This is a genomic window from Rhizobium sp. BK376 (genome assembly GCF_004341625.1).
In the GTDB taxonomy this organism is placed as follows: Bacteria; Pseudomonadota; Alphaproteobacteria; order Rhizobiales; family Rhizobiaceae; genus Rhizobium.
On the sequence record NZ_SLZG01000025.1, the window covers coordinates 22,997 to 45,059 of the forward strand.

At 57.5% G+C, this 22,063-nt stretch carries 19 protein-coding genes; 10 read left to right on the forward strand and 9 right to left on the reverse strand.

Features of this window, described 5'->3' with window-relative positions; genetic code table 11:
- Nucleotides 1-12: 12 nt before the first annotated feature.
- Nucleotides 13-1,296 carry a serine hydrolase domain-containing protein gene (locus EV561_RS30980; protein ID WP_132527744.1) on the reverse strand — a complete coding sequence of 428 codons (1,284 nt, stop codon included), beginning with the start codon at nt 1,294-1,296 and terminating at the stop codon, nt 13-15.
- 91 nt (nt 1,297-1,387) lie between these two features.
- On the opposite strand from EV561_RS30980, the gene EV561_RS30985 reads away from it, so the two are divergent.
- Nucleotides 1,388-2,383, forward strand: coding sequence for a LysR family transcriptional regulator (locus EV561_RS30985; protein ID WP_245513111.1), 996 nt, complete (start codon nt 1,388-1,390; stop codon nt 2,381-2,383).
- A gap of 77 nt (nt 2,384-2,460) precedes the next feature.
- Here EV561_RS30985 and EV561_RS30990 read toward each other — a convergent pair whose 3' ends face one another.
- Nucleotides 2,461-3,453 carry a substrate-binding domain-containing protein gene (locus tag EV561_RS30990; RefSeq protein ID WP_132527746.1) on the reverse strand — a complete coding sequence of 331 codons (993 nt, stop codon included), beginning with the start codon at nt 3,451-3,453 and terminating at the stop codon, nt 2,461-2,463.
- Nucleotides 3,454-3,532: 79 nt separating this feature from the next.
- Here EV561_RS30990 and hisD point away from each other — a divergent pair, with 79 nt between their 5' ends.
- The 7 genes from hisD to EV561_RS31025 all read left to right on the forward strand — a co-directional run bounded on the left by hisD (nt 3,533) and on the right by EV561_RS31025 (nt 13,152).
- Nucleotides 3,533-4,843, forward strand: a complete 1,311-nt coding sequence (hisD, locus tag EV561_RS30995) for a histidinol dehydrogenase (RefSeq protein WP_132527747.1) — start codon at nt 3,533-3,535, stop codon at nt 4,841-4,843.
- A gap of 29 nt (nt 4,844-4,872) precedes the next feature.
- The gene (locus EV561_RS31000) at nt 4,873-5,643 is read left to right on the forward strand and encodes an SDR family oxidoreductase (RefSeq protein ID WP_132527749.1); all 771 of its coding nucleotides are present in this window, start codon (nt 4,873-4,875) and stop codon (nt 5,641-5,643) included.
- Between the two features lie 19 nt (nt 5,644-5,662).
- A complete protein-coding gene (locus EV561_RS31005; protein WP_132527751.1) occupies nt 5,663-7,237 on the forward strand; it encodes a Re/Si-specific NAD(P)(+) transhydrogenase subunit alpha in 1,575 nt (524 codons plus the stop codon).
- 21 nt (nt 7,238-7,258) lie between these two features.
- Nucleotides 7,259-8,743, forward strand: a complete 1,485-nt coding sequence (locus tag EV561_RS31010; RefSeq protein WP_132527753.1) for an NAD(P)(+) transhydrogenase (Re/Si-specific) subunit beta — start codon at nt 7,259-7,261, stop codon at nt 8,741-8,743.
- Between the two features lie 503 nt (nt 8,744-9,246).
- The gene (locus tag EV561_RS31015) at nt 9,247-10,326 is read left to right on the forward strand and encodes an extracellular solute-binding protein (protein ID WP_165927982.1); all 1,080 of its coding nucleotides are present in this window, start codon (nt 9,247-9,249) and stop codon (nt 10,324-10,326) included.
- Nucleotides 10,327-10,331: 5 nt separating this feature from the next.
- Nucleotides 10,332-12,044 (forward strand): iron ABC transporter permease, encoded by a 1,713-nt coding sequence (locus EV561_RS31020; protein WP_165927983.1) that lies wholly within the window; start codon nt 10,332-10,334, stop codon nt 12,042-12,044.
- Between the two features lies 1 nt (nt 12,045).
- Nucleotides 12,046-13,152: an ABC transporter ATP-binding protein gene (locus EV561_RS31025; RefSeq protein ID WP_132527759.1), complete on the forward strand. Its 1,107-nt coding sequence runs from the start codon at nt 12,046-12,048 to the stop codon at nt 13,150-13,152.
- 197 nt (nt 13,153-13,349) lie between these two features.
- Here the strand turns inward: EV561_RS31025 and EV561_RS31030 are convergent, their stop codons facing one another.
- The 7 genes from EV561_RS31030 to mdcA are packed head-to-tail and all read right to left on the reverse strand — an operon-like array spanning nt 13,350 to nt 19,317.
- Nucleotides 13,350-14,261 carry an acyltransferase domain-containing protein gene (locus tag EV561_RS31030; RefSeq protein WP_132527761.1) on the reverse strand — a complete coding sequence of 304 codons (912 nt, stop codon included), beginning with the start codon at nt 14,259-14,261 and terminating at the stop codon, nt 13,350-13,352.
- Nucleotides 14,258-15,130 carry a triphosphoribosyl-dephospho-CoA synthase MdcB gene (mdcB, locus tag EV561_RS31035; RefSeq protein WP_132527763.1) on the reverse strand — a complete coding sequence of 291 codons (873 nt, stop codon included), beginning with the start codon at nt 15,128-15,130 and terminating at the stop codon, nt 14,258-14,260. The genes EV561_RS31030 and mdcB overlap by 4 nt, the downstream gene beginning before the upstream one ends.
- Nucleotides 15,127-15,777, reverse strand: a complete 651-nt coding sequence (gene mdcG / locus EV561_RS31040) for a malonate decarboxylase holo-[acyl-carrier-protein] synthase (protein WP_132527765.1) — start codon at nt 15,775-15,777, stop codon at nt 15,127-15,129. Before mdcG ends, mdcB begins: the two co-directional genes overlap by 4 nt.
- Nucleotides 15,764-16,471, reverse strand: coding sequence for a biotin-independent malonate decarboxylase subunit gamma (locus EV561_RS31045; protein WP_132527767.1), 708 nt, complete (start codon nt 16,469-16,471; stop codon nt 15,764-15,766). The genes mdcG and EV561_RS31045 overlap by 14 nt, the downstream gene beginning before the upstream one ends.
- Nucleotides 16,468-17,352: a biotin-independent malonate decarboxylase subunit beta gene (locus EV561_RS31050; protein ID WP_132527768.1), complete on the reverse strand. Its 885-nt coding sequence runs from the start codon at nt 17,350-17,352 to the stop codon at nt 16,468-16,470. Before EV561_RS31050 ends, EV561_RS31045 begins: the two co-directional genes overlap by 4 nt.
- Nucleotides 17,353-17,360: 8 nt before the next feature.
- Entirely contained in the window at nt 17,361-17,678 is a 318-nt protein-coding gene (gene mdcC, locus EV561_RS31055; RefSeq protein ID WP_132527788.1) for a malonate decarboxylase acyl carrier protein, read from the reverse strand.
- Nucleotides 17,679-17,685: 7 nt separating this feature from the next.
- Entirely contained in the window at nt 17,686-19,317 is a 1,632-nt protein-coding gene (mdcA, locus tag EV561_RS31060; protein WP_132527769.1) for a malonate decarboxylase subunit alpha, read from the reverse strand.
- Between the two features lie 126 nt (nt 19,318-19,443).
- Here mdcA and acs point away from each other — a divergent pair, with 126 nt between their 5' ends.
- A complete protein-coding gene (gene acs, locus EV561_RS31065; RefSeq protein WP_132527770.1) occupies nt 19,444-21,408 on the forward strand; it encodes an acetate--CoA ligase in 1,965 nt (654 codons plus the stop codon).
- 22 nt (nt 21,409-21,430) lie between these two features.
- On the forward strand, nt 21,431-22,012 hold the full coding sequence (locus tag EV561_RS31070) for an adenylate kinase (protein WP_132527771.1): 582 nt from the start codon (nt 21,431-21,433) through the stop codon (nt 22,010-22,012).
- Nucleotides 22,013-22,063 lie beyond the last annotated feature (51 nt).

A 22,063-nucleotide genomic window follows, 5' to 3' on the forward strand; every position in this document is an offset into this window, starting at 1 on the left:
AAAGAGGGGAGGTTAAGCGAGCCCGTCATAGAGCCCGCGTTCGAAGTCGCCGTAGAGAGCGACCACACGGTCGTCATAGAAGGGGAGAAGCTGGGTAAAGAGCGATCCAGTCACTTTGCGAACCGGATCGATCCAGAAGTAGCAGTTGAGCAGACCTGCCCAGGAGACGCTTCCCGCAGAGCGGCCATGTGGGCCGGCTTCGGTGTTGATGTCGAAGGAATAGCCCCATTTGTGTTTCTGCTCGGGAAACTGGTCAAAGCTGTTGGAGTAGGCGGGCGCCGACGAAATCATCTTGCGAACATTCAGCTCGCCAATCTGGTTCTGCATCATCATCGCGACCGTCTCAGGCTTCAGGATCTTTGCCCCGTTGAACTTGCCGCCATGCAGAAGGGCCTGAAGCAACATCATGTAGTCACGGGGTGTGCTGTATGCACCGCCACCGCCCATGAAGAATTCGGGACGCTGAGGCATTTCGAAGGGCATTGCTTTCAAGCCGCCATCGCTCTCACGGCTGAAGCATGTCGCGACGCGACGCTTCTGTTCGCTGCTGATCAGGAATCCTGAGTCCTTCATTCCCAGCGGCTGGAAAATATTCTCCCGGAAATAGACCTCCAGAGACTGATCGCTGACCGCCTCAACCAGCTTGCCAGTCCAGTCCATGCTGATGCCGTACTGCCAGCGCTCGCCGGGTTCGAACTCGAGCGGTACATTGAAGGCCGCGTTCTCACAGGTTGCGATATCAGGCAAACCGGTGGCCGTCTCGTAGCGCGGTATCACGTCACTCCAGTTCGCATAGGTGTAACCGGAGGTGTGGGTCAGCAGGTGATGAACCTTGATCGTATTCTTGGCCGGGCGCAGTTGCGGCTGACCGTTGGCGTCAAACCCCACCAGCACCTTGGGTGCGGCCAGCTGCGGCAGATATTTCGATGCGTCGTCATCCAACTTGAGCCGGCCCTGCTCGATCAGCTGCATGCATGCCGTTGCGGTGATCGCCTTGGTCATCGACAGCAGCCAGAACACCGTGTCGGGCTGCATTGGCGCGCCGGCTTCCGGGTTTGCCTTGCCGAAGAGACCTTCATAGATCATGCCCTTCTGCGTTGCCGCCATCGCGACAGCGCCAGCAACTGTGCGGTCGCTCACGGCCTTCGACATTGCAGCATCGATGGATTTGAATTTTCCATTCGAGCGGCGCGGGGCTTCGCCGGCTGCCGCCTGCACGGCTGTCGCCCCGAGATAGGCCGCCGCAGCCGCCATGCTGCCGCGCGTCAGCACGGCTCTTCTCGTCATCTCATTCATGATTTTCACCTTCAACCCAGACGTATGGCGGGTCTGGTAAACCGCTCGCCTTCTCGAGGCGGACGGAAATTTGCTAACACAGCGATGTGCGTTGCTAAAAGATCATAATAGTCATAATCAAAGTGATAAAAAATCACTACCATTCGTGTTCACGGGATGCGAGACCATTTGCATGAGCTTTGATGGACGTCTTCTAACTGGAGTGAGTGTCTTCCTGGCGGTTGCCGACGCCGGCAATTTCGCCAAGGCCGCTGACGTATTGGGGGTGACGCCTTCCGGTATCAGCCGGGCGATTGGACGACTTGAAACGAGAATGGGCGTGCGTCTTTTTGACCGCACTCCTCGTTCCGTCGCCTTGACCGAAGAGGGTCGTCTGTTTCGTCTGCAAGCCTTGCCGCTCGTTGCGGGTCTCGAAGAAGCGGCCGCGACCGCCGCGGGATCGGCAGCTGCGGTTGCTGGGAGGCTGCGTGTCTCGATCGACCCATGGTTCGCAAGGACGGTGTTGGCGCCTCAGCTACCTCGCCTTAGCGAACAATATCCCAATCTGAAGATCGATTTGATGACAGCCAATGGTCGTGACGACATGATGAGCGGGTTTGATGTTGCCGTCCGCTTTGGCTCGACTAACGCCGGCTCGCTGATAGCGAGAAAGCTTCTGGACGTCCGCGTCGTCACCTGCGCGGCACCGTCATATCTTGAGAAGTTTGGCGTTCCGGCGCGACCCGAAGAGATAGCCAATCATGAAGCGATCCTGTTTCGAGACCCCGAGACTGGCCGAGCTTTCCCATGGGAATTTCACCGCGGCGACGAAATCGTCAGGGCGAAAGTCGAGGGTCGGATTGTTTTTGACGACCCGTCTGCCGCCGTCGCGGCCTGTGTCGCCGGTCAAGGGATCTTTCAAAGCCTCGAAATCGGCCTTGAATCATGGTTGCAAACGGGTCATCTCAGACAGATCCTAAAAGACTGGCCGGATGAACGTTACCCGCTTTATGCTTACCATCCGGCGCGCCATCTGCCTCCGGCAAAGGTTCGAGCGTTCCTCGATTTTGTCCAGCAGATTACAAGGGAGAAGGCGCGTCGGAGCTGACGATAGAGGACATTGGACGGCTGCGTGGTTTCGATCCGTCTGTCACCGAACCGAACGACGCAACTTTGAGAATCGAGTCAACTGCTGTTTCTGAGTGTCAGGGATCCCGTGAGCATTCGGGTGATGCCGTCATCGGTCGGCTTGATGTTTGGATCATCAATGAGGCTCAGAGCCTCCTGTACCATGAGTTCCACCGGCTGCCTCACCGTCGTCAGCCTGTAAGCGTTCCATGAGGCCATGGGAATGTCATCGAAGCCGACCACAGCAAGATCGTCTGGAACCCGAATGCCTCGTTCGCGAGCAACGTCGATCAAGGCAAGCGCCATGATGTCGTTGCAGCAGAAAATTGCGCCCGGAGGGTCATTCATGGAGAGTAAGGCCTGTCCGGCTCGGTAGCCACCAGGATATTCGAAGTCGCCCAGGGCCTGGGCGTGGATTCTCACCCCTGCTTCGGCAAGGACCTCACGAAATCCCCGTGCCCGCTCCGCATGCGTTGATGTATTGGCAACCCCGCCGATAAATCCAATCTTGCGATGACCGCGCTCTAGCAAAAGTCGGCCGACATCTCGTCCCCCTTGATAGTTGTCGCAAGCAACCGCGTTAATTCGAATGTCTCTTTGTACCCGGTTGAGGAGGACCACTTTGATCTGATGTTGGCGGCAAGCTCGTGCCATCTTTGAGGTGAGCTGTGCCGAGGTCACGATGACCGCCGATGGTCGCGACGCCAAAATTTGATCTGTAGCTGCGTCAACATCGGAGTTGGCGGGAAGGGCATAGACCACGAGCTGCCGGCCGCTCTCTTGAACCCGCCGTGCCAGAAGATCCAATACGGTGGGGTAGAAGGGATTCAACAGGTCGCCTGCGACAAGGGTTATTGTCCCCTCTGCGATGATCTCAGCAGTTCTTCGGGCAGGGCTGACGTACCCGATAGCTTCTGCCGCAGCCAATATCCGCTTCCGCTTTTGATGGTCGATCGGCGCATTTGGGCTGAAGGCGCGTGAGACAGCTGAAATCGAGACGCCGGCAGCATGGGCCACTTGCTTGGCGGTAGGCTTGTTGGTCAGCGGCATTGAAAATTTTTCACTTTCTCGATGAAAACTTGCAATGAACTTTTAGCACCGTAATCTCTGTGCCGGAAGGGAGAACATTATGGCTATTACCTACCTTAAGCACGGCAAACCTCAATCTGAGCGCTCCGAGGATGACACCAAGGTCAGCAACGTTGTCGCTGACATCCTGAGGAACATTGAAACCCGCGGCGATGCGGCGGTTCGGGAACTGTCTGAGAAATTCGACAATTACGCACCACCATCGTTTCGGCTCTCCGCCGGCGAGATCGAAGCCCTCGTAAGCAAGGTTTCGGCGCGTGATATGGCAGACATCGAGTTCGCCCAAGCGCAGGTGCGCAATTTTGCGCAGGCACAACGAAATTCGATGCTCGATATCGAAGTCGAAACGCTTCCCGGCGTCATCTTGGGTCACCGCAATATTCCGGTCCAATCGGTCGGATGCTATATTCCTGGCGGCAAATTCCCTATGGTCGCCTCTGCCCACATGTCGGTCGTCACCGCCGCCGTTGCCGGCGTTCCGCGCATTGCGGCCGCAACGCCTGCGTTCAAAGGGGCGCCAAACCCTGCCGTTATTGCGGCGATGCATCTTGGCGGGGCCCATGAAATCTATGTTTTCGGCGGCGTTCAAGCGATCGGTGCTTTGGCGCTTGGCACTGAAACGATCAAGCCTGTTGACATGTTGGTTGGCCCAGGCAACGCCTTTGTCGCGGAAGCCAAACGCCAGCTCTACGGTCGCGTCGGGATTGATCTCTTTGCGGGTCCGACTGAAACGATGGTGATTGCAGACGAAACAGTAGACGCTGAGCTTTGCGCGACGGACCTGCTTGGGCAGGCCGAGCATGGCTACAATTCGCCAGCTGTGTTGCTTACAAACTCTCGCAAGCTTGCCCAAGGCACACTTGAGGAAATTGACAGGCTTCTCGCGATCTTACCGACAGCTGACACCGCTTCGCGAAGCTGGAGTGACTACGGCGAGGTTATCCTCTGCGACACTTACGGCGAGATGCTCAAAGTCGCCAACGACATTGCTTCAGAGCACGTACAGGTCATGACTGACCGCGACGATTGGTTCCTCGCCAACATGCATTCCTACGGGGCGTTGTTCCTGGGCCCGAGGACAAATGTGGCGAACGGTGACAAGGTGATTGGCACAAATCATACGCTTCCGACCAAAAAAGCTGGTCGCTACACCGGCGGCTTGTGGGTCGGAAAGTATCTTAAGACGCACTCCTATCAGAAGGTGTTGACCGACGAGGCCGCGGCCAGAATCGGGGAATACTGCTCGCGCCTCTGCATCCTGGAGGGTTTCGTGGGTCATGCCGAGCAAGCGAACGTGCGCGTGCGGCGCTATGGTGGCAAGAATGTTGCATATGGAGCGGCGGCTGAGTAGCCGCCGCCAAGACAAGGTTAGGTGATCTCATGACGTTAAAGTTGCCCCGCACCCCGTCCTTCAGGTTGGACGGCAAGACCGCGCTCGCGGTTGGAGCTTCCTCCGGGATCGGCCAAGCCGCCGCTGTCGCACTCGCCGAGGCGGGTGCCAAGGTGACGCTTGCGGCGCGTTCAATCGACAAGCTCGACCTAACTGTCGGCGCTTTGCAAGCCCTGGGTCTTTCCGGCTCCGCTCTCGTGCTGGATGTCGGAAACGTCGAGGCGTTGGAGGAGACGATCGCGTCTCTTCCTGCCTTCGACATTCTTGTCAACAGCGCGGGCCTTGCGCGGCATGGTCCTGCGTTGACCACAACTCCCGCGGATTTCGACGCGGTCGCGTCGATCAATCTGCGAGGAGCCTACTTCCTGACACGGGCCGTCGCCAAACGCCTTATTGAAGCTGGGCGGCCCGGCTCGCTCATTAACGTTTCCTCCCAAATGGCGCATGTCGGCGGTATAGATCGTGCCGTCTATAGCGCCACCAAGCATGCCATTGAGGGCTTCACCAAGTCTATGGCGATCGAGTGGGGTTGTCACGGGATTCGGGTCAATACTATCTGCCCGACGTTTATCAGGACGCCGCTCGCCGAACAGACGCTTTCCAATCCTGAGCGGCTCCGCTGGATCCAGGACAAAATCAAGCTCGGCCGCATTGGTGAGCTTGAAGACATCATGGGACCGGTTACCTTCCTCGCCTCCGATGCCTCCGCAATGATTACCGGAAGCGCTCTGATGGTGGATGGCGGCTGGACAGCGGGCTAGCATCGAACGAGGTTTCAAGATGAGAATCGGTGTCCCGCGAGAGCGAACCGAGGGTGAGGCGCGGGTTGCGTTGACGCCCGAGAGCGCATTGCAGCTGCAAAAACTTGGCCACGAATGCTTCATTGAGGCTGGAGCTGGCTTAGCGGCCGGCATTTCGGACGACGCCTATAGTTTGGCGGGCGTAGAAGTTGTCAATACGACGACAGCGCTGATCGCGACAAGCGATTTGATTGCCAAGGTGCGTCCCCCCACCGCCGACGAGATCGGACAGTACCGCAATCGACAGACGCTGATCTCATTCTTTTATCCGGGTCAGAACAACGACCTTCTGGAAGTCGCTTGTGCGAATGGCGTGAATGTGATCGCCATGGACATGGTCCCGCGCATCTCGCGCGCGCAGAAAATGGATGCCCTGTCGTCGATGGCGAACGTCGCGGGCTATCGCGCAGTGATCGAGGCCGGCAATCATTTTGGCCGGTTCTTCACTGGTCAGGTGACCGCCGCCGGCAAGGTGCCGCCAGCTAAGGTTCTGGTTATCGGCGCCGGTGTCGCCGGCCTTGCGGCGATCGGCACAGCGACCTCGCTCGGCGCCATCACCTATGCCTTCGACGTGCGGCCCGAAGTGGCCGAACAGATCGAAAGCATGGGCGCCGAGTTCGTCTACCTCGATTTTGCCGATCAGGCTGCCGATGGTGCAGCGACTGGCGGTTATGCGGCCCCGTCCTCGCCGGAATTCCGCGAGAAGCAACTAACAAAGTTCCGTGAACTCGCTCCCCAGATCGACATCGTCATCACGACCGCGCTAATCGCCGGCCGCGATGCACCAAAGCTCTGGCTCGCCGACATGGTAGCGGCGATGAAGCGGGGTTCGGTCGTCATTGACCTTGCCGCCGAACGCGGCGGCAACTGCGAATTGACCGTCGCCGACCAGAAGTTCGTCTCAGACAACGGTGTCGTGGTGATCGGTTATACCGACTTCCCGAGCCGCATGGCAGCCCAGGCCTCGACGCTTTACGCCACCAATGTACGCCACATGATTGCCGACCTGACGCCGGGCAAGGACGGCAAGCTCCTCCACAACATGGAAGACGATGTCATCCGCGGCGCGACTGTCACCTTCGAAGGCGCGGTTACCTATCCGCCGCCGCCGCCCAAAATCAAGGCGATTGCCGCGAGCGTGCCCAAGGAGAAGGTGAAGGAGCTGACACCCGACGAGAAGCGGACACGGGAAGTCGCCGCCTTCAGGGCGCAGACCAGGAACCAGGGCCTGCTGCTTCTCACCGGCACGGCATTGCTGCTTCTTGTCGGCGCCTATGCCCCGGAAAGCTTCATGAGCCATTTCGTGGTCTTCATGCTCTCCTGCTTCATCGGTTTCCAGGTGATCTGGAACGTCTCGCATTCACTGCACACACCGCTGATGGCAGTGACCAACGCCGTCTCCGGCATCGTCATCCTCGGGGCGCTGCTGCAGCTCGGCTCCGGCAACTGGCTGGTCGTGGTTCTCTCAGCGCTCTCGGTGCTGATCGCCACGATCAACATCGTCGGCGGGTTCCTTGTGACACGGCGCATGCTCGCCATGTTCCAGAAGTCCTGAGCTGGCAAAAGGGGAATAATCTTGACCATCGGTATCGCTTCTGCGGCCTATGTTTCCGCAGCTGTTCTTTTCATCCTGTCACTTGGCGGGCTTTCCGGCCAGGAACGTGCCAAGCGCGCTGTCTGGTACGGCATGGCCGGCATGGCGCTTGCCGTCATCGCCACAGCCTTAGGACCGCAGGTTCTCGGATCTCGGGCTTCCGGGTCCCAGATCGTCGGGTTAGAGATCGGCAAAAGCGCCGGTACCTGGCTCATCGTCCCGCTGATGATCGCCGGCGCTCTGCTCGGCACTGTCGCCGCAAGGCGGGTGCAGATGACCGAGATGCCGCAGCTCGTGGCGGCACTTCATTCCTTCGTCGGTCTGGCTGCCGTCTTTATCGGCCTCAACGCCCACCTCGAGGCGGGACGCATCGCCGATATGGATGAGACGGCTCGGGCGACCCTTGAAGGGTTTGCCGGCATCCTCGCCCACAAGACACCGGTCGAGCTTGCGATCATGAAGGTCGAGGTGTTTCTCGGCGTTTTCATCGGTGCCGTCACCTTTACCGGTTCGGTCATCGCCTTCGGCAAACTCGCCGGTAAGGTGGACGGAAAGGCGAAGAAACTGCCAGGCGGCCATATGCTGAATGCCGGCGCGGTCCTCCTCTCGTTCGTCCTGCTTATCGTCTATGCCAATGACGGCAGCGCCGGGGCGCTGATTGTGATGATGCTTCTTGCCTTCTTCATTGGTTATCACCTGATCATGGGCATCGGCGGCGCGGACATGCCCGTCGTCGTCTCGATGCTGAACTCCTATTCCGGTTGGGCTGCCGCCGCGATCGGCTTCACGCTCGGCAACGATCTGCTGATCGTCACCGGCGCGCTGGTCGGCTCGTCGGGTGCCATCCTCTCCTACATCATGTGCAAGGCAATGAACCGCTCCTTCGTCTCGGTCATTCTTGGCGGGTTCGGCGCAACCAGCGGCCCGGCGATGGAAATCATCGGTGAGCAGATCGCCATCGATGCCGATGGTGTTGCAGCGGCGCTGAACGATGCCGACAGCGTCGTGATCGTCCCCGGTTACGGCATGGCGGTGGCGCAGGCCCAGCAGGCCGTATCCGAGCTGACCCGCAAGCTGCGCGCCGCCGGCAAGACGGTCCGCTTCGCGATCCATCCGGTCGCCGGCCGGCTACCCGGCCACATGAACGTGCTGCTTGCCGAAGCCAAGGTGCCCTACGATATCGTGCTCGAAATGGACGAGATCAACGACGATTTTCCTGCCACTGACGTCGCAATCGTCATTGGCTCAAACGACATCGTCAACCCGGCCGCCCAGGAGGATCCAAACTCGCCGATCGCAGGTATGCCGGTTCTCGAAGTCTGGAAGGCAAAGCAGGTATTCGTCTCTAAGCGTGGGCAGGGAACCGGCTATTCCGGCATTGAGAACCCGCTGTTCTATAGGGATAATACCCGCATGTTCTATGGTGATGCGAAGACGTCGATTACAGCGCTCATCAGCCAGATCTGACCCATCCAGCACCCTTAGCGTTTTTCGCTGTCCCGTGAGAGCCTCGACGTGGAAGTCTCCGACGGGACTGCGTCATGACGGTCGTTGGCCAAAAGACAGTTTCGTTGCATGACGCCACGGCGACGGATTCACTTCGGCTTAGAAGATTCTTGAACTGTCATAACGGCATGTTGGTTGTTTCCATCGCTTCCGTTCTGTCATCGAGGTGCCTCTGCCGTCTTGTTCGGCTGAAAACGACCGGCGTGCTCGCTTGTGAGAAGCACTGATAACCACGGTTTATACGGGTTCAGCCGGGTGAGTGGCCTGCACACCAAAACCAGCAATTTGTACTCCTAAGCGTCCAGTTATCGCGCCGCGGACGAATGTAATGGGCTGGTTGCATGAGTTCCCGTGACGTCTTGCCAAAGCCAAAAATTCGAGCTAAGTTATCAATCGATAACGAAGGAGGTGCGCCGCGATGGCGTTTCGTTACCACTGTTCCTGACAACCAATGGGAGGATGTTATGAAAATTTCTCACACTATGGCGCGCTGCCTCCGGGGGGTAGCCGCGGTTGCCTTGATGGCAGCGTCAACCTGCGCAGGCACGGCGTACTCTGCGGATCAGAGCTTGGTCGATGCGGCGGTGAAGGAAGGACACCTTACCTACGCAACTAATATGACCGCCCCTGAAACGCAGAAGGTCCTCGAAAAGGCTTTCCGCGAGACATACAAGTTGCCCGACTCCTTCCAGATAGAAGGTTATACGGCGGACTCGTCAGGAGTGGTCGCACGCGTAGGACAAGAGATGGCGGCCGACAAGGTATCCATCGATTGGGTTGCGGTGAATTCAGAGTCGTTCTGGCGAGGACTGGCGAAGAAAGGTGCCTTGCTCGAATATTGCTCCGAGAGTTACAAGACCCTTGTTTTCCTTAAGCAAGCCAAGGTCTTGGATGGTGGGTGCTACTTCCAGGCCGCGTCAGTGATCGTCTTCGGAGTAATGTGGAACCCTGCTTACGTAAGTGAAGACATTACCAGCTGGGCTCAGCTCGCTGACCCCAAGTACAAGGGGCAGATCATTATTGGCGACGCCCGAAAATCAGCTGGTTATCTCGACCAGTACGCCGGTCTCCGCCAGGCTAACGTCTGGACCGACGAATGGCTGCAAAAGATGAAGGCGCAGGACCCTTTCTTCGTTGTTCGATCGACGGATATCAGGGACCGTGTCATGTCGGGCGAGTTTCCGATTGCGATCTTCGGCTTTGGCCCTCGCGCTTACCAGGTACGTGACCAAGTTCCCTTGAAGATGGGCTGGCCGAGCGAAGGTATCGTGGCAACCGGCAGCTACGGTGGAGTGCTGGCTAAAGCGCCTCATCCAAACGCAGGGAAGCTTTGGACCGACTTCATATTTAGCGAAAAGGGGCAGGAGATTCTTGTCGAACAGGAAGGAATTTCGTCCATCGCAAAAGTCAAGGTTCCCGATGACGCTGTTCCGTTTATCGCTGATGTCGATAAGATCAAAACCGTGACAGTCGACTGGGACGCCATGACCCAGGAAGCGCTTGATAAATGGCGTTCTGATTTTCGGCGGGTCTTCGGGGAGTGATGGCTATGCTTAGTGAGGTGATGATCGAGAGGAAACGGTCAACTTGGCCGAATATACCGAGCGATCGCATAGTTCAGATCTTGGCCAGCGTCTTTGTATGCGCCATTATCCTGCTGCCGATGGGCGTCATTCTTCAACAAGCGCTGTCGGTCGAAGGCCTCGACGGCACGAAAGAGCTTGGTTTGGGCAACTTTGCACGGGCGTTCCAGACGCCCGTGTTCTTAGACGCGGTCACGAATACCATTCTGATCAGTACCGGAACGACATTGCTCGCCTCACTGGTGGGCGTGTCTCTTGCGTGGTTCGTTACTCGGACGGATCTCCCGGGGAGGCGACTGCTGCATGTATGCAATACCATCCCATTCTACCTTTCGCCCTTCATAGGAGCGATCGCATGGACGTACCTAACGGCCCCCCGCGTTGGTTTGCTCAACGTCGCGGTTAATAGCTTTCTAGGGGTATCTGCAAACCCGTTCAACATATACAGCTTATTTGGGATTATGTGGGTCCAGGGCATTTTCTTCGCTCCGGTCGTCTACATCATGACCTGCGCGGCCTTGCAGCAGATGGACCCCTCACTTGAAGAAAGTTCTCGTTCATGTGGACGAGGCATAGTCTATACGATGTTGCGGGTAACGCTTCCGTTGGCGATGCCGTCGATCTTGTCCTCGGTTATCCTGACGTTCGTCGCATCGGCAGGCGAGTTTGGTGTTCCGTTGACAATCGGCGTTCCCAGAAACATTGAAACGGTCAGTACGCAGATTTTCGAAGTTTTGCAAAGGGCGCAACCCGACTACGGGATGGCGGCTACCCTTGGAAGCCTGCTAGGGGCGGCAACGATCGTTTGCGTGCTCTTCTATAGACACATGATCCTTCGCCGCAACTACATCACACTCACCGGCAAAGGGTTTCGGCCATCGACGCTACGGCTTGGATCCTGGCGGTGGCTTGGGTTCGCCTTGAATATTGCCTTCTGCCTGGTCGCAGTCGTCCTTCCTCTCGTCGCCCTAGCCCTTCAGTCCTTTCAAAACATTTGGCTTGGGTCATTCAAGTGGGCTCAGTTCACATTGAGCAACTACACGTACGTTATTTTCGAGAACGAAGTGACAATACGCGGTTTTGAAAACTCGTTGATTCTGGCCCTTGTTGGGGCAACGGTCGGTGTTCTGCTCAGCGTGATCATCGCGCAGACGATCTACCGAAGCCGGCTTCCCGGTCATCGGCTGATCGATGTCGTGACGTCCTTACCGGTCGGAATTCCCGGTATTGTTTTGTCCATGGGATTTCTGCTGATATCGCTGCGCAGTCCTCTCTACGGCACGCTCGTCGTGATGCTGATCGCCTATCTTTCTCGCGACCTACCGCTGGGACTGCGAAGCGTATCCGGCGTCATGCTTTCGGTTTCTCCCGAACTTGAAGAGGCCTCGCGTTCGTGTGGCGCGGCTTACAGCCGTACCTTCCGGCGGGTCACGCTGCCACTGCTGAGGCCCGGAATCCTGGCTGGTTGGGTTCTGCTCTTTGTCCTCTTTCTTCGAGAGTTGCCGATGTCCATCCTTCTCTGGAAGCCAGGTACGGAAGTGACCTCCGTAGCGCTTTGGCAGCTACTTGAGCACGCAACAAGCGGGAAGGCGGCGGCTTACGCCATGCTGCAATCGTTCGTCATCCTTGGCGTTGTTGTAATTTTTCAATTCGCCACGAAAACAAGCAGGGAGAAGTGAAATGAGAGGAGCGGAAACGAAGGGATTTTTAGAAGTCGACCGCATCGAGAAGAACTACGGCGCGATGAAAGCGGTGGACCGTGTCAGCTTTTCGCTTGCGAAAGGAGAGTTTCTGACGTTGCTCGGACCGAGTGGTTGTGGGAAAACAACCTCACTGAGGGCAATTGCCGGCTTCGAGACCATCAGTGGCGGAAAGATATCCATTGACGGCGAGCCTGTCTCCGACCCTGCGAATAACATCCATTTGCCACCGGAACGGCGGCAGTTTGGCATGGTCTTTCAGTCTTACGCGGTCTGGCCACATATGTCGGTCGCGGAAAATGTGGCCTACGGTCTGCACAACCTTAAACTAAGCCGCGCTGAGAGAGATCAGCGCATTCGGCGAGTTTTGGCCAAGGTTGGTCTGGAAGCCCAGTTGGACCGGCCAGCGACGATGTTGAGCGGTGGACAGCAGCAACGCGTCGCGCTTGCTCGGGCAATCGTTTATGAGCCAAAGGTGCTTCTTTTCGACGAGCCGCTGAGCAACCTCGATGCAAAGCTGCGTGAGGCTATGCGCCTTGAATTGCGGCGGCTGCAAGCGGAGCTCGGCATCACATCTCTTTACGTAACCCACGATCAGGAAGAGGCCATGGTCGTATCTGACAGGGTCATCGTCATGAGAGGGGGCCACATTCAGCAGATCGGCTCTCCTTCAGATATCTACGACCGTCCGGCGAACCGTTTTGTTGCCGATTTCATCGGATCGAGTAACCTGCTGGAAGCAAAGGTGTTGCGGTGCCAAGGAAAGGCAGCGTTTGTCGAAACTGCCGTCTTGCCTGGCGCTGAAATCGCTTGCGCGACTGTCGGTGCGCTAGAGCCGGGTTCCAACGTTACATTGAGCTTCCGTCCAGAGCACGCGACACTCAGCGTAGAGCCGGCGAGCAGTGATCAGAACGTCTTGTCTGGCCATGTGAGCGGAAGAATCAACATGGGAAGTCATCTCGACTACCGCGTCGCGATCGGAAAGGCTGAAGTGCGCGTCAGTGCTCCCAGGAGTGTCGAGATTCCGTTGTCGCAAAATGTCGCGGTCGTGCTCGACCGAGACAGGAGTCTGGCGTTGGCCTCATGAGGGGGCGCCGGGTACCAGATTGACGATTGGTTCAAAAACGGGAAGGTGATCGATGATCAGCTTCCCGATTTTGGATGCTCGCCATCAGGTGAAAAAATGCCGTGGGCGCCTAACTCAACAGCTAGACTGGCGGTCGCCACATCACGATTTGGCACGATTGGACACGGTAGTGCTTTTCCCACGGTCGCTTGGAACCGTCACTGCGAAGCACGAATAAACCATGCGGCCGCACCCTCGACAGATCTGAAATCGCCGAACGAGCGCGATTTAATATCTGGCTGCTGCTCTCGGGCTATCGCTGCCAGGTCCGTGCCCGGAAGTAATTCGAGTAGTACCTTGCAGCCGCGCTCCTTCAGGCTTGAGAGACATGTCATCCAGTCGATACGGGTGTTCAATTGCTTCGCTAGCTTCTCTGAGGCTTCGGCCTTGGTCCGGACCCATGAGCCGTCGATACCGGAAAGGATCGGAAAGGCGGGAGCATGGAATGTTACCTGTTCCAGCGCTCGACGAAACGGGGCAACCGCGTTCGTCATCAAGGGAGTGTGAGAGGCAATCGCGATCGGCAGCGAAGTCGTCCGAGCACCCATTGTCTGAACGGTCCGGGCTACGTCACCCAGAGAATCAATGCCACCGCCTATTACGAACCGATCCACCCCATTGCAGATGGCGATGTATGTGTCGTTTTGCCTGCATATGCTCTCAAGGGCTCGTTCAGACACTCCTCTGACAGCCATCATTCCGCTTGGCGCAGCCCAAGCCCTGTCCATCAATTCGGCTCGCAGAGCGGCAAGCCTGATGACATCAGCCGTACCTATCGCACCAGCGCATCCATAGGCAGCCAGCTCGCCGATACTGTACCCAGCGATGCAGCTTACTGTAATGCGAGGTCGGGCGATCGCTGAAAACGAGGCCATCTCGATAGCGCAAATGACCGGTTGGGCCACAGCGTTTCGATGGAGGTCCTCGCTGCTCACCACATCTCCAATAGGCCTTTCCATCACGCTGTAAAACGCCTCTAAAACCGGCTGAGCCGCGGGATGCTCGAGCAAAAAATCGAGAGCTGATGCCGATTGAGAGTTCTGCCCCGGACACAGAATACCGACGCTCATTGGCTCGCCTCAATGTCAAAGAGAAAGGTGGTGCACGCCAACATATCCGCCGCACCTCCTGGGGAAAGCCGCCGCCGCGAAAACTCCTTGTGAAGCTCGATCGCCCAGTCATGTGCGTTGGTGGCGTAGATGCCGCCGTGAGATAGGAAGCTACGCGCGGCGTCTTGAACGAATGAAAGTCCAGCCGGGCCCCCGCGGTGCAGAATGTTGGTGTCTTGCAGGACTGCCATCACAGAAAACAGCGTTTGAAGTGAGGCATCTTCGCGTGTCGAACCGTTCGCCAGCATCGTCCTGAACACTGGTAACGCCACCTCCAAGACAATTGGGAACCCAGCTGCCGCTGCCTCTCGGGCTCCTGTACCGCCGTACAGCGCGCGCACCCGCAATCCATTGGAAACGGGGGCGTCGATAGCGGACGCCAGAATGGCAGAACCCCACAAATTCGTAACTGTACTGCAGACAGTCTCCGCAGTCGCCGCCAGCCCCTTCGATCGACAATAACCAGCAGCGGCAGAGAGTAGACCAAGATTGAATATAGCGCCGCGATGGGTGTTAACCGATCCGGTGGCGCGCATCATCCGCTTCTCGGCCGTGAGGGCCAGAGACCGCAGTGAGGGAAATTCTTGACCTCGAGCGCCGACCTCGGCGATCTGGGGGAAATAAGACCGTAACGAAAACAGGCTGCGCATGAATGTTGTGATGTCCATGTCAGCGTGTGCGCCGGCGTCGATTGGACTAACCAGGCCCGGCTTCGGATATAGGGAAAGCTCGCCATACAATGCTCGTATCGCGATCCTCCCGATCGACCTGCTCATCGGAGAGAGGTCGCAGGCCCTATGATCAAAGTCGCTTTTGAGGTTCAGGTTCATCTAACACCCAGTGCCTGAATAATCGCAGATGCGGCGACCATCTCCGGTCCACCATGACGTTTCAGCAATACATGTTCGGGCATCATCGTGAGCTCCTTGAGATTTACCCCACCGCGACCTCTGAGGTAGAGTTCAGGATCAAGTCGAGGCGAGCCTTCGACTGACAAAAGCGCATGTGCAGCTCCTAGGATATCTGTTGTCCGATCGCATCTAACCACTAGATCGAGGTCGGAGCTTTCCCGCAGATAGGTTGCGCCGGTCAGATGGGTCCAGGCGACTGAACCGAATACCGTCAACGTCAATCGTTGCTGCGCGGCTACCTCCAATGTTTGGGCGATTTTGATCCGCCACGAGAGAGGCGTACAAGCAACCACCGCAGCAAGTTCAAGCTCGGGCAAGAGCCGATCGATTGCAGCGGGCATGACAACAATGCCAAAGCGTCTTTTGTCAGGCGTAGCAATTCCGAGGCGAATGCTGCCTTCGCGGTCGCATTTAGCCGACGCCGCCACAACGAGAGGCCGTCCTGCGTCGATCCAATCCTCAATGACCCCGGCCGCTGGCTCTTGGGCCAAAATGGTCGGCGCTACAACGTGATCCCGCCAAACGCGGCGCAAAAGTATAAAGCGGTGGCGATCAGGCCGGATCATAGCGGACTCGGTCCGAGACTATTTTTGCCAGTGATCGGCCACGCCGCTCCTCTCCGTATTGTCGACGACGATCAGCCGACCCAAGATCGGCGCCTAGTGCTTCAACGAGTGCTGTAGAAAGATCACCGTCCCAGATTTCGGCGATAGCGCCCATAGCAAAGTAATTTGAGACTCCGGGCGCAAAGACAGGGCTGCGCTCCGAAAGGAGTTCGAGGCGCTCAACGGGAATCTTTGTGACGCGGGACATGGCCTTCAGGTTCATTACCCGAACTTCCGCGCCGGGCAGTGCATAGCAGGCATCTGCAAGCATACTGGTCGAGAGGAAGCCCGCGCTGACAGCTTCGCCAGATACGAGTCCAAGGATTTTGTGTCCTCGCCGGCGTGCGACCTCGAGGCATTTTGCGACATGTGCAATATAGCCGTTCAGGCCCAACAGTTCATCACGACGGCTCATCTTCTGCCCTGCGGTGTCGATCAACAGCAGAATTGTCGATCCGGGATGGTCTCTCATTACCACGACAATCTGACTCGCGATCCGCAAAGCTAGATCAACACCGATAAGCGCACGCTCGCGAGTGCCTATGATGCTGATTTGCTTTTCTTGCAGGGACCCAGCGCCGTAGAAAAACTCATTTTCGAAAGTGATGGAGTGACCATCGGGGAATAGGCGATCAGCAAGATCTTTAACGATCACGACACAATCCTCAACGAATCCGCGGTCTTATGAAACTCTTTAACATCAAAAAGCGGAATGGCGTCCGGGTTTGGAACGCCAAGTGCCGCCCACATGTCTAATGCGTCGTGCGACGCCTCGAATCGGGCAAGGCGGTCCTTCAAACGCATCTGTTCCGTCTCGACTTCATCAAGATTAAGGACAGAGCCACTGCTCAATCCGTAAATCGCTTGCTGACGAAAGGCAGCAATTTCGTCTGACACGAGCGCCGATGCCTCGCCTATGAGATAGCGGTGCTTGCCACCTACGGTTCGCCACACGAGTGGCCGATCTGAGGCGTCGAATTCCTCAACGCCAACGGTTGCCTCGATGACCTCTGGCCCAGACAACCCAAGCCGACCTTCCTCAGACATGACGATGTAGGAAGCGAGACGAGCGGCGATTCCCATTCCGCCGAAAACACCGTAACGGCCACCATCCAAGACGATAACGGGTAGGGCCGCGGCTCGCAGATTAAGCATAGCCCGCATGATTTCAGACACGGCTATCAAGCCGGCATTTGCTTCATGAAGTCGCACCCCTCCAGATTCCAGCAACAGAAGCACGCCGTCCGGCCGTTCGTCTAATGCGCGCTCAAGCAAGCCGGTGATTTTTGCTCCGTGGACCTCTCCAACTGCTCCACCCATGAAGCCGCCTTCTTGTGCCGCGAGCAGAATAGATCTGCCGTCGAGCATGCCTTTGCCGACGGTCACCCCATCATCGAAGGCGGCAGGCGAGCCAAGAGGTTCCAGATGCGGACTTCTTAAACGGCTTTGAGGCGGGAGAATTTCAATGAAACTTCCCGGATCCAATAGGCCCGCTATCCTCTCGCGGGCCGTCGCTTCATACCAGCTCGTCTTCATCTCTTTGCCTACTTTCGATCTCGGCTATATGCGGTCAGCGCCTGGTTAAGCCGCAGCGCGACCACGGCCGGCGTCGCGCCAGCGTCATTAATCGAAACTAATACATCGCCGATCTTCCAACGGTCGAACACGTCGGTGAGGACGGCCTCCCATATTTTGGCGAATCCAGACGCCGAGGTTTCAATCTCGACACGGCAAGCTCCTCCCAGATCCGCAGCTTCCACCATGATTTCAAGGTTTCCGGAACTCACGACGCCGCACAGGACGGGCTTCCAACCTGCGGCGAATTGCTTCGTCGCAGTGAAGTCAAATAACAGCTTCTCCATCTCAACCTCACCAGTTTCTAAAACGCGCAGGCGGCCGATAAAGCCCGTGAGATGCACGGACGATGTCTTTCATCGATCGCGCTGCCAACAAATCGCGCGTTGCAAGCGACACATCAATGCCCAGATCGGTCGGACGGCGGATAACGCCTCGATCCCTTAGATTTTCCACCATCCGCTTGTCGCGTGACAGCCCAACCGGCGTATAGCCGGCGACACCCCGGATCGCTTGTTCACGTTCCTCTAGCGTGCGGCAAAGCAACAGGTTGGCAATACCTTCCTCGGTGAGAATATGTGTGACATCGTCGCCGTAGATCATCACCGGGGGGAGCTCCAGACCGGCACTCTCCGCCAATTCCCAGGCATCGAGTGTCTCGACAAATGCCGGCACCATATGTTCGCGGAAGGACTCGACGATCTGGACTACCAGTTTTCGTCCGCGCGGCATGAGACCGGTGGTCGCCTCGCGGCCCGCCTTCAACCACGCGGGAGAAGCATGCCGCCTCCCGCGGGCGTCCGATCCCATGTTTGGAGCGCCACCGAAACCCGAAACCCGATCGAGGGTGGCCGTTGAGCTATTGCCCGCAAGATCAATCTGCAGTGTCGAGCCGATAAATAGATCGCAGCCATATAGGCCGGCCGTCTGGCTGAGTGCGCGGTTGGACCGCATCGAGCCGTCCGGACCAGTGAAGAAAACATCAGAACGCGCGCGGATGTAGTCTTCCATTCCGAGCTCGGACCCAAAGGAGTGCACGCTTTGGATGAAGCCAGCTTCGATGGCGGGTATGAGCGTCGGATGGGGGTTCAGTGCCCAATGCGTCGCGATCTTCCCCTTGAGCCCTAAGCTGTCGGCGTAAGTTGGTAGGAGAAGCTCGATCGCTGCGGTGTCAAAACCGATGCCATGATTGAGGCTTTTTACCTCATACTCTTGGTAAATTCCCTTTATCGCCATCATCGCCATCAGGACCTGGATCTCGGAAATGAGCGCCGGGTCGCGCGTGAACAGAGGTTCGATGTAGTGAGGCTTGGGGCTCGGGACCACGTAGTCAATCCAATCAGCAGGAATGTCCACCCGCGGAAGAACGTCGACCACTTCATTCACTTGAGCGATGACCACCCCTTGCCGAAACGTTGTCGCCTCGACAATGACCGGTGTGTCTTCCGTGTTTCCACCGGTGTAAAGGTTGCCATCTCTGTCAGCAGCCTGAGCGCAGATCAGTGCGACCCTCGGGGTCAGATCTACGAAGTAACGGCCAAAGAGTTCGAGATAGGTGTGGATCGCACCGACTTGAAGATTTCCGCTTCGTATCAATCGCGCTAACCGCGTTGCCTGCGGGCCGGCGAAGGAGAAATCCAGTCGAGAAGCGATGCCGGTTTCAAATATGTCGAGGTGCTCGGGTAAAGCCAGCACGGATTGCACTATGTGTAACCCGTGGACTAAGGCGGGATCGACTTTGCTAAGCGCCGCGGCGAGAAAGTCAGCCTGTTTTTGATTGTTCCCTTCCAGGCAAAGACGATCGCCAGGCTCGATTACCGCCTGCATGAGAGCTGTCGCATCCGAAGAAGCTACCATCTTTCCTGAAGCGAATCTCGCTCCTCGCCCCAGTCGATCACGCTTGTTTCTGCTCAGCTCGTTCCACATGTGCCATCCCCGATGTGATCCTTAAAGTATACATTTACACGTGATAACGGCAATAGAGAATTTATAAATACGTATATATTGCCATAAAATATACACACGTGCTATTCAGCGGCTAACAAAGGGGAGGTGAGTTTGCAGAAATATCCGAACACCGAGGGAATGCGGTCCCGCAGAGCAGCCCTGATTGATCAGGTCACATACGAGACGTGGTATCAGGAGAGCGTCGAGGATCCCGACAAGTTCTGGGGCAAGCATGGCAAGCGCATCGACTGGTTCAAGCCCTACACCAAGGTCAAAAATACCTCCTTCGTCGGCGATGTCTCGATCAAGTGGTTCGAGGACGGGGAAACCAACGTCTCCTACAACTGCATCGACCGTCATGTGGCCGAGCACGGCGAGCAGGTTGCAATCATCTGGGAAGGCGACAATCCCTATATCGACAAGAAGATCACCTATAACGAGCTGCACGAACACGTCTGCCGGCTGGCGAATGTGTTGAAGAAGCACGGCGTCAAGAAGGGCGATCGTGTTACCATCTATATGCCGATGATTCCCGAAGCCGCCTATGCCATGCTAGCCTGCGCGCGCATTGGCGCCGTGCATTCGGTGGTCTTCGGCGGTTTCTCGCCGGAGGCGCTTGCCGGGCGCATCGTCGACTGTCAGTCGACCTTCGTCATCACCTGCGACGAGGGACTTCGCGGCGGCAAGCCCGTCCCGCTCAAGGATAATACCGACACGGCAATCCACATCGCCGCCAAACAATATGTCACCGTCGAGAAGGTTCTGGTCGTACGCCGCACCGGCGGCAAGACCGGCTGGGCGCCGGGACGCGACCTCTGGTATCACCAGGAAGTCGCGACCGTGAAGGCCGAATGCCCGCCTGTCAAAATGAAGGCCGAGGATCCGCTGTTCATTCTCTATACGTCGGGCTCTACCGGCAAGCCCAAGGGCGTGCTGCATACGACGGGTGGCTATCTCGTCTACGCGGCAATGACGCATGAATATACATTCGATTACCATGATGGCGATGTCTACTGGTGTACGGCCGATGTCGGCTGGGTGACGGGTCATTCCTACATCGTCTACGGACCGCTTGCGAACGGCGCGACGTCGCTGATGTTCGAAGGCGTGCCGAACTTCCCGGACCAGGGGCGCTTCTGGGAGATCATCGACAAGCATCAGGTCAATATCTTCTACACAGCGCCGACCGCGATCCGTTCGCTGATGGGCGCCGGCGACGCGTTCGTGAAGCGCTCCTCGCGCTCCAGCCTGCGCCTGCTCGGCACGGTTGGCGAACCGATCAATCCGGAAGCCTGGGAGTGGTACTATCATGTCGTCGGTGACGGGCGCTGCCCGATCGTCGATACCTGGTGGCAGACGGAAACCGGCGGTCACATGATCACACCGCTGCCGGGCGCAACGGACCTAAAGCCGGGCTCGGCCACCTTGCCCTTCTTCGGCGTCCAGCCTCAGTTGGTCGACAATGAGGGCAACGTTCTCGAAGGTGCTGCCGACGGCAATCTCGTCATCGCCGACAGTTGGCCAGGGCAGATGCGCACCGTGTACGGCGACCATGAGCGCTTCGTCCAGACCTATTTCTCCACCTACAAGGGCAAATATTTCACCGGCGACGGCTGCCGGCGCGATGCGGACGGCTATTACTGGATCACCGGCCGCGTCGACGACGTGCTCAACGTTTCCGGCCATCGTCTCGGCACGGCGGAAGTCGAATCAGCGCTGGTGTCCCACAATCTCGTCTCGGAAGCTGCTGTCGTCGGCTATCCGCATGCGATCAAGGGCCAGGGTATCTATTGCTACGTGACGCTGATGGCTGGACAGGAAGGCACGGATGCACTTCGCCAGGAATTGGTGAAACACGTCCGCGCCGAGATCGGCCCGATCGCCTCACCCGACAAGATCCAGTTCTCTCCGGGCCTGCCGAAAACACGCTCAGGCAAGATCATGCGCCGCATTCTGCGCAAGATCGCCGAAGACGATTTCGGCGCGCTCGGCGACACGTCGACGCTGGCCGATCCAGCCGTCGTCGACGATCTCATCGCCAACAGGCAGAACAGGGCGAATGCCGAATGAATGAAATATGGAACGGTATGAGATGAAATTGGTGCTTTTAGGTCCTCCCGGCGCGGGCAAGGGAACACAAGCCAAGCGGCTTGCTGCGCGCTACCACGTCCCGCATCTTTCCACCGGCGACATTCTGCGCTCTGAGGTGAAAGCGGGGAGTGAGCTCGGTCGACTGGTTGAAGACAAGATGGGTGCCGGCAAGTTGATCGACGACGAGACGATATCGTCAGTCGTCGCCGGCAGGCTCGCCCAGTCGGACACGGTGAACGGCTTTATTCTGGACGGCTATCCTCGTACTGTTGCCCAAGCGAACACGCTCGAACAGCGCCTGGGGTCGGACGGTCTTACGGCGGTGATCGAGCTTTCGGTTGACGAAGCAGAGTTATTCGATCGCATTCAGGCACGGGCAACGGAAGCCGGGAGTGCAGGCGCGCAGGCGCGGAAAGACGACAATACGGCGATCTTTCGCAAAAGGCTCCAAACGTTCGCTATCGAGACGAAGCCATTATCCGAGTTTTATGCAAGCCGCGGACTGTTGATCCAAATCGATGGGCGGGCGTCGGCTGATGAGGTAGCAGCGCACATCGCCGATCATCTGCCCAAGCACGGATGAGGTAGCGGGCGAAAGAAAAAGGGCATTATACCCGGTCGAGTCGAAACTGAG

Coding starts and splice junctions, on each gene's coding strand:
- EV561_RS30980 (WP_132527744.1), bottom strand. CDS start 1,296: ATGAATGAGATGACGAGAAGAGCCGTGCTGACGCGCGGCAGCATGGCG.
- EV561_RS30990 (WP_132527746.1), bottom strand. CDS start 3,453: ATGCCGCTGACCAACAAGCCTACCGCCAAGCAAGTGGCCCATGCTGCC.
- hisD (WP_132527747.1), top strand. CDS start 3,533: ATGGCTATTACCTACCTTAAGCACGGCAAACCTCAATCTGAGCGCTCC.
- EV561_RS31000 (WP_132527749.1), top strand. CDS start 4,873: ATGACGTTAAAGTTGCCCCGCACCCCGTCCTTCAGGTTGGACGGCAAG.
- EV561_RS31005 (WP_132527751.1), top strand. CDS start 5,663: ATGAGAATCGGTGTCCCGCGAGAGCGAACCGAGGGTGAGGCGCGGGTT.
- EV561_RS31015 (WP_165927982.1), top strand. CDS start 9,247: ATGAAAATTTCTCACACTATGGCGCGCTGCCTCCGGGGGGTAGCCGCG.
- EV561_RS31020 (WP_165927983.1), top strand. CDS start 10,332: ATGCTTAGTGAGGTGATGATCGAGAGGAAACGGTCAACTTGGCCGAAT.
- EV561_RS31025 (WP_132527759.1), top strand. CDS start 12,046: ATGAGAGGAGCGGAAACGAAGGGATTTTTAGAAGTCGACCGCATCGAG.
- EV561_RS31030 (WP_132527761.1), bottom strand. CDS start 14,261: ATGAGCGTCGGTATTCTGTGTCCGGGGCAGAACTCTCAATCGGCATCA.
- mdcB (WP_132527763.1), bottom strand. CDS start 15,130: ATGAACCTGAACCTCAAAAGCGACTTTGATCATAGGGCCTGCGACCTC.
- mdcG (WP_132527765.1), bottom strand. CDS start 15,777: ATGATCCGGCCTGATCGCCACCGCTTTATACTTTTGCGCCGCGTTTGG.
- EV561_RS31050 (WP_132527768.1), bottom strand. CDS start 17,352: ATGAAGACGAGCTGGTATGAAGCGACGGCCCGCGAGAGGATAGCGGGC.
- mdcC (WP_132527788.1), bottom strand. CDS start 17,678: ATGGAGAAGCTGTTATTTGACTTCACTGCGACGAAGCAATTCGCCGCA.
- mdcA (WP_132527769.1), bottom strand. CDS start 19,317: ATGTGGAACGAGCTGAGCAGAAACAAGCGTGATCGACTGGGGCGAGGA.
- EV561_RS31070 (WP_132527771.1), top strand. CDS start 21,431: ATGAAATTGGTGCTTTTAGGTCCTCCCGGCGCGGGCAAGGGAACACAA.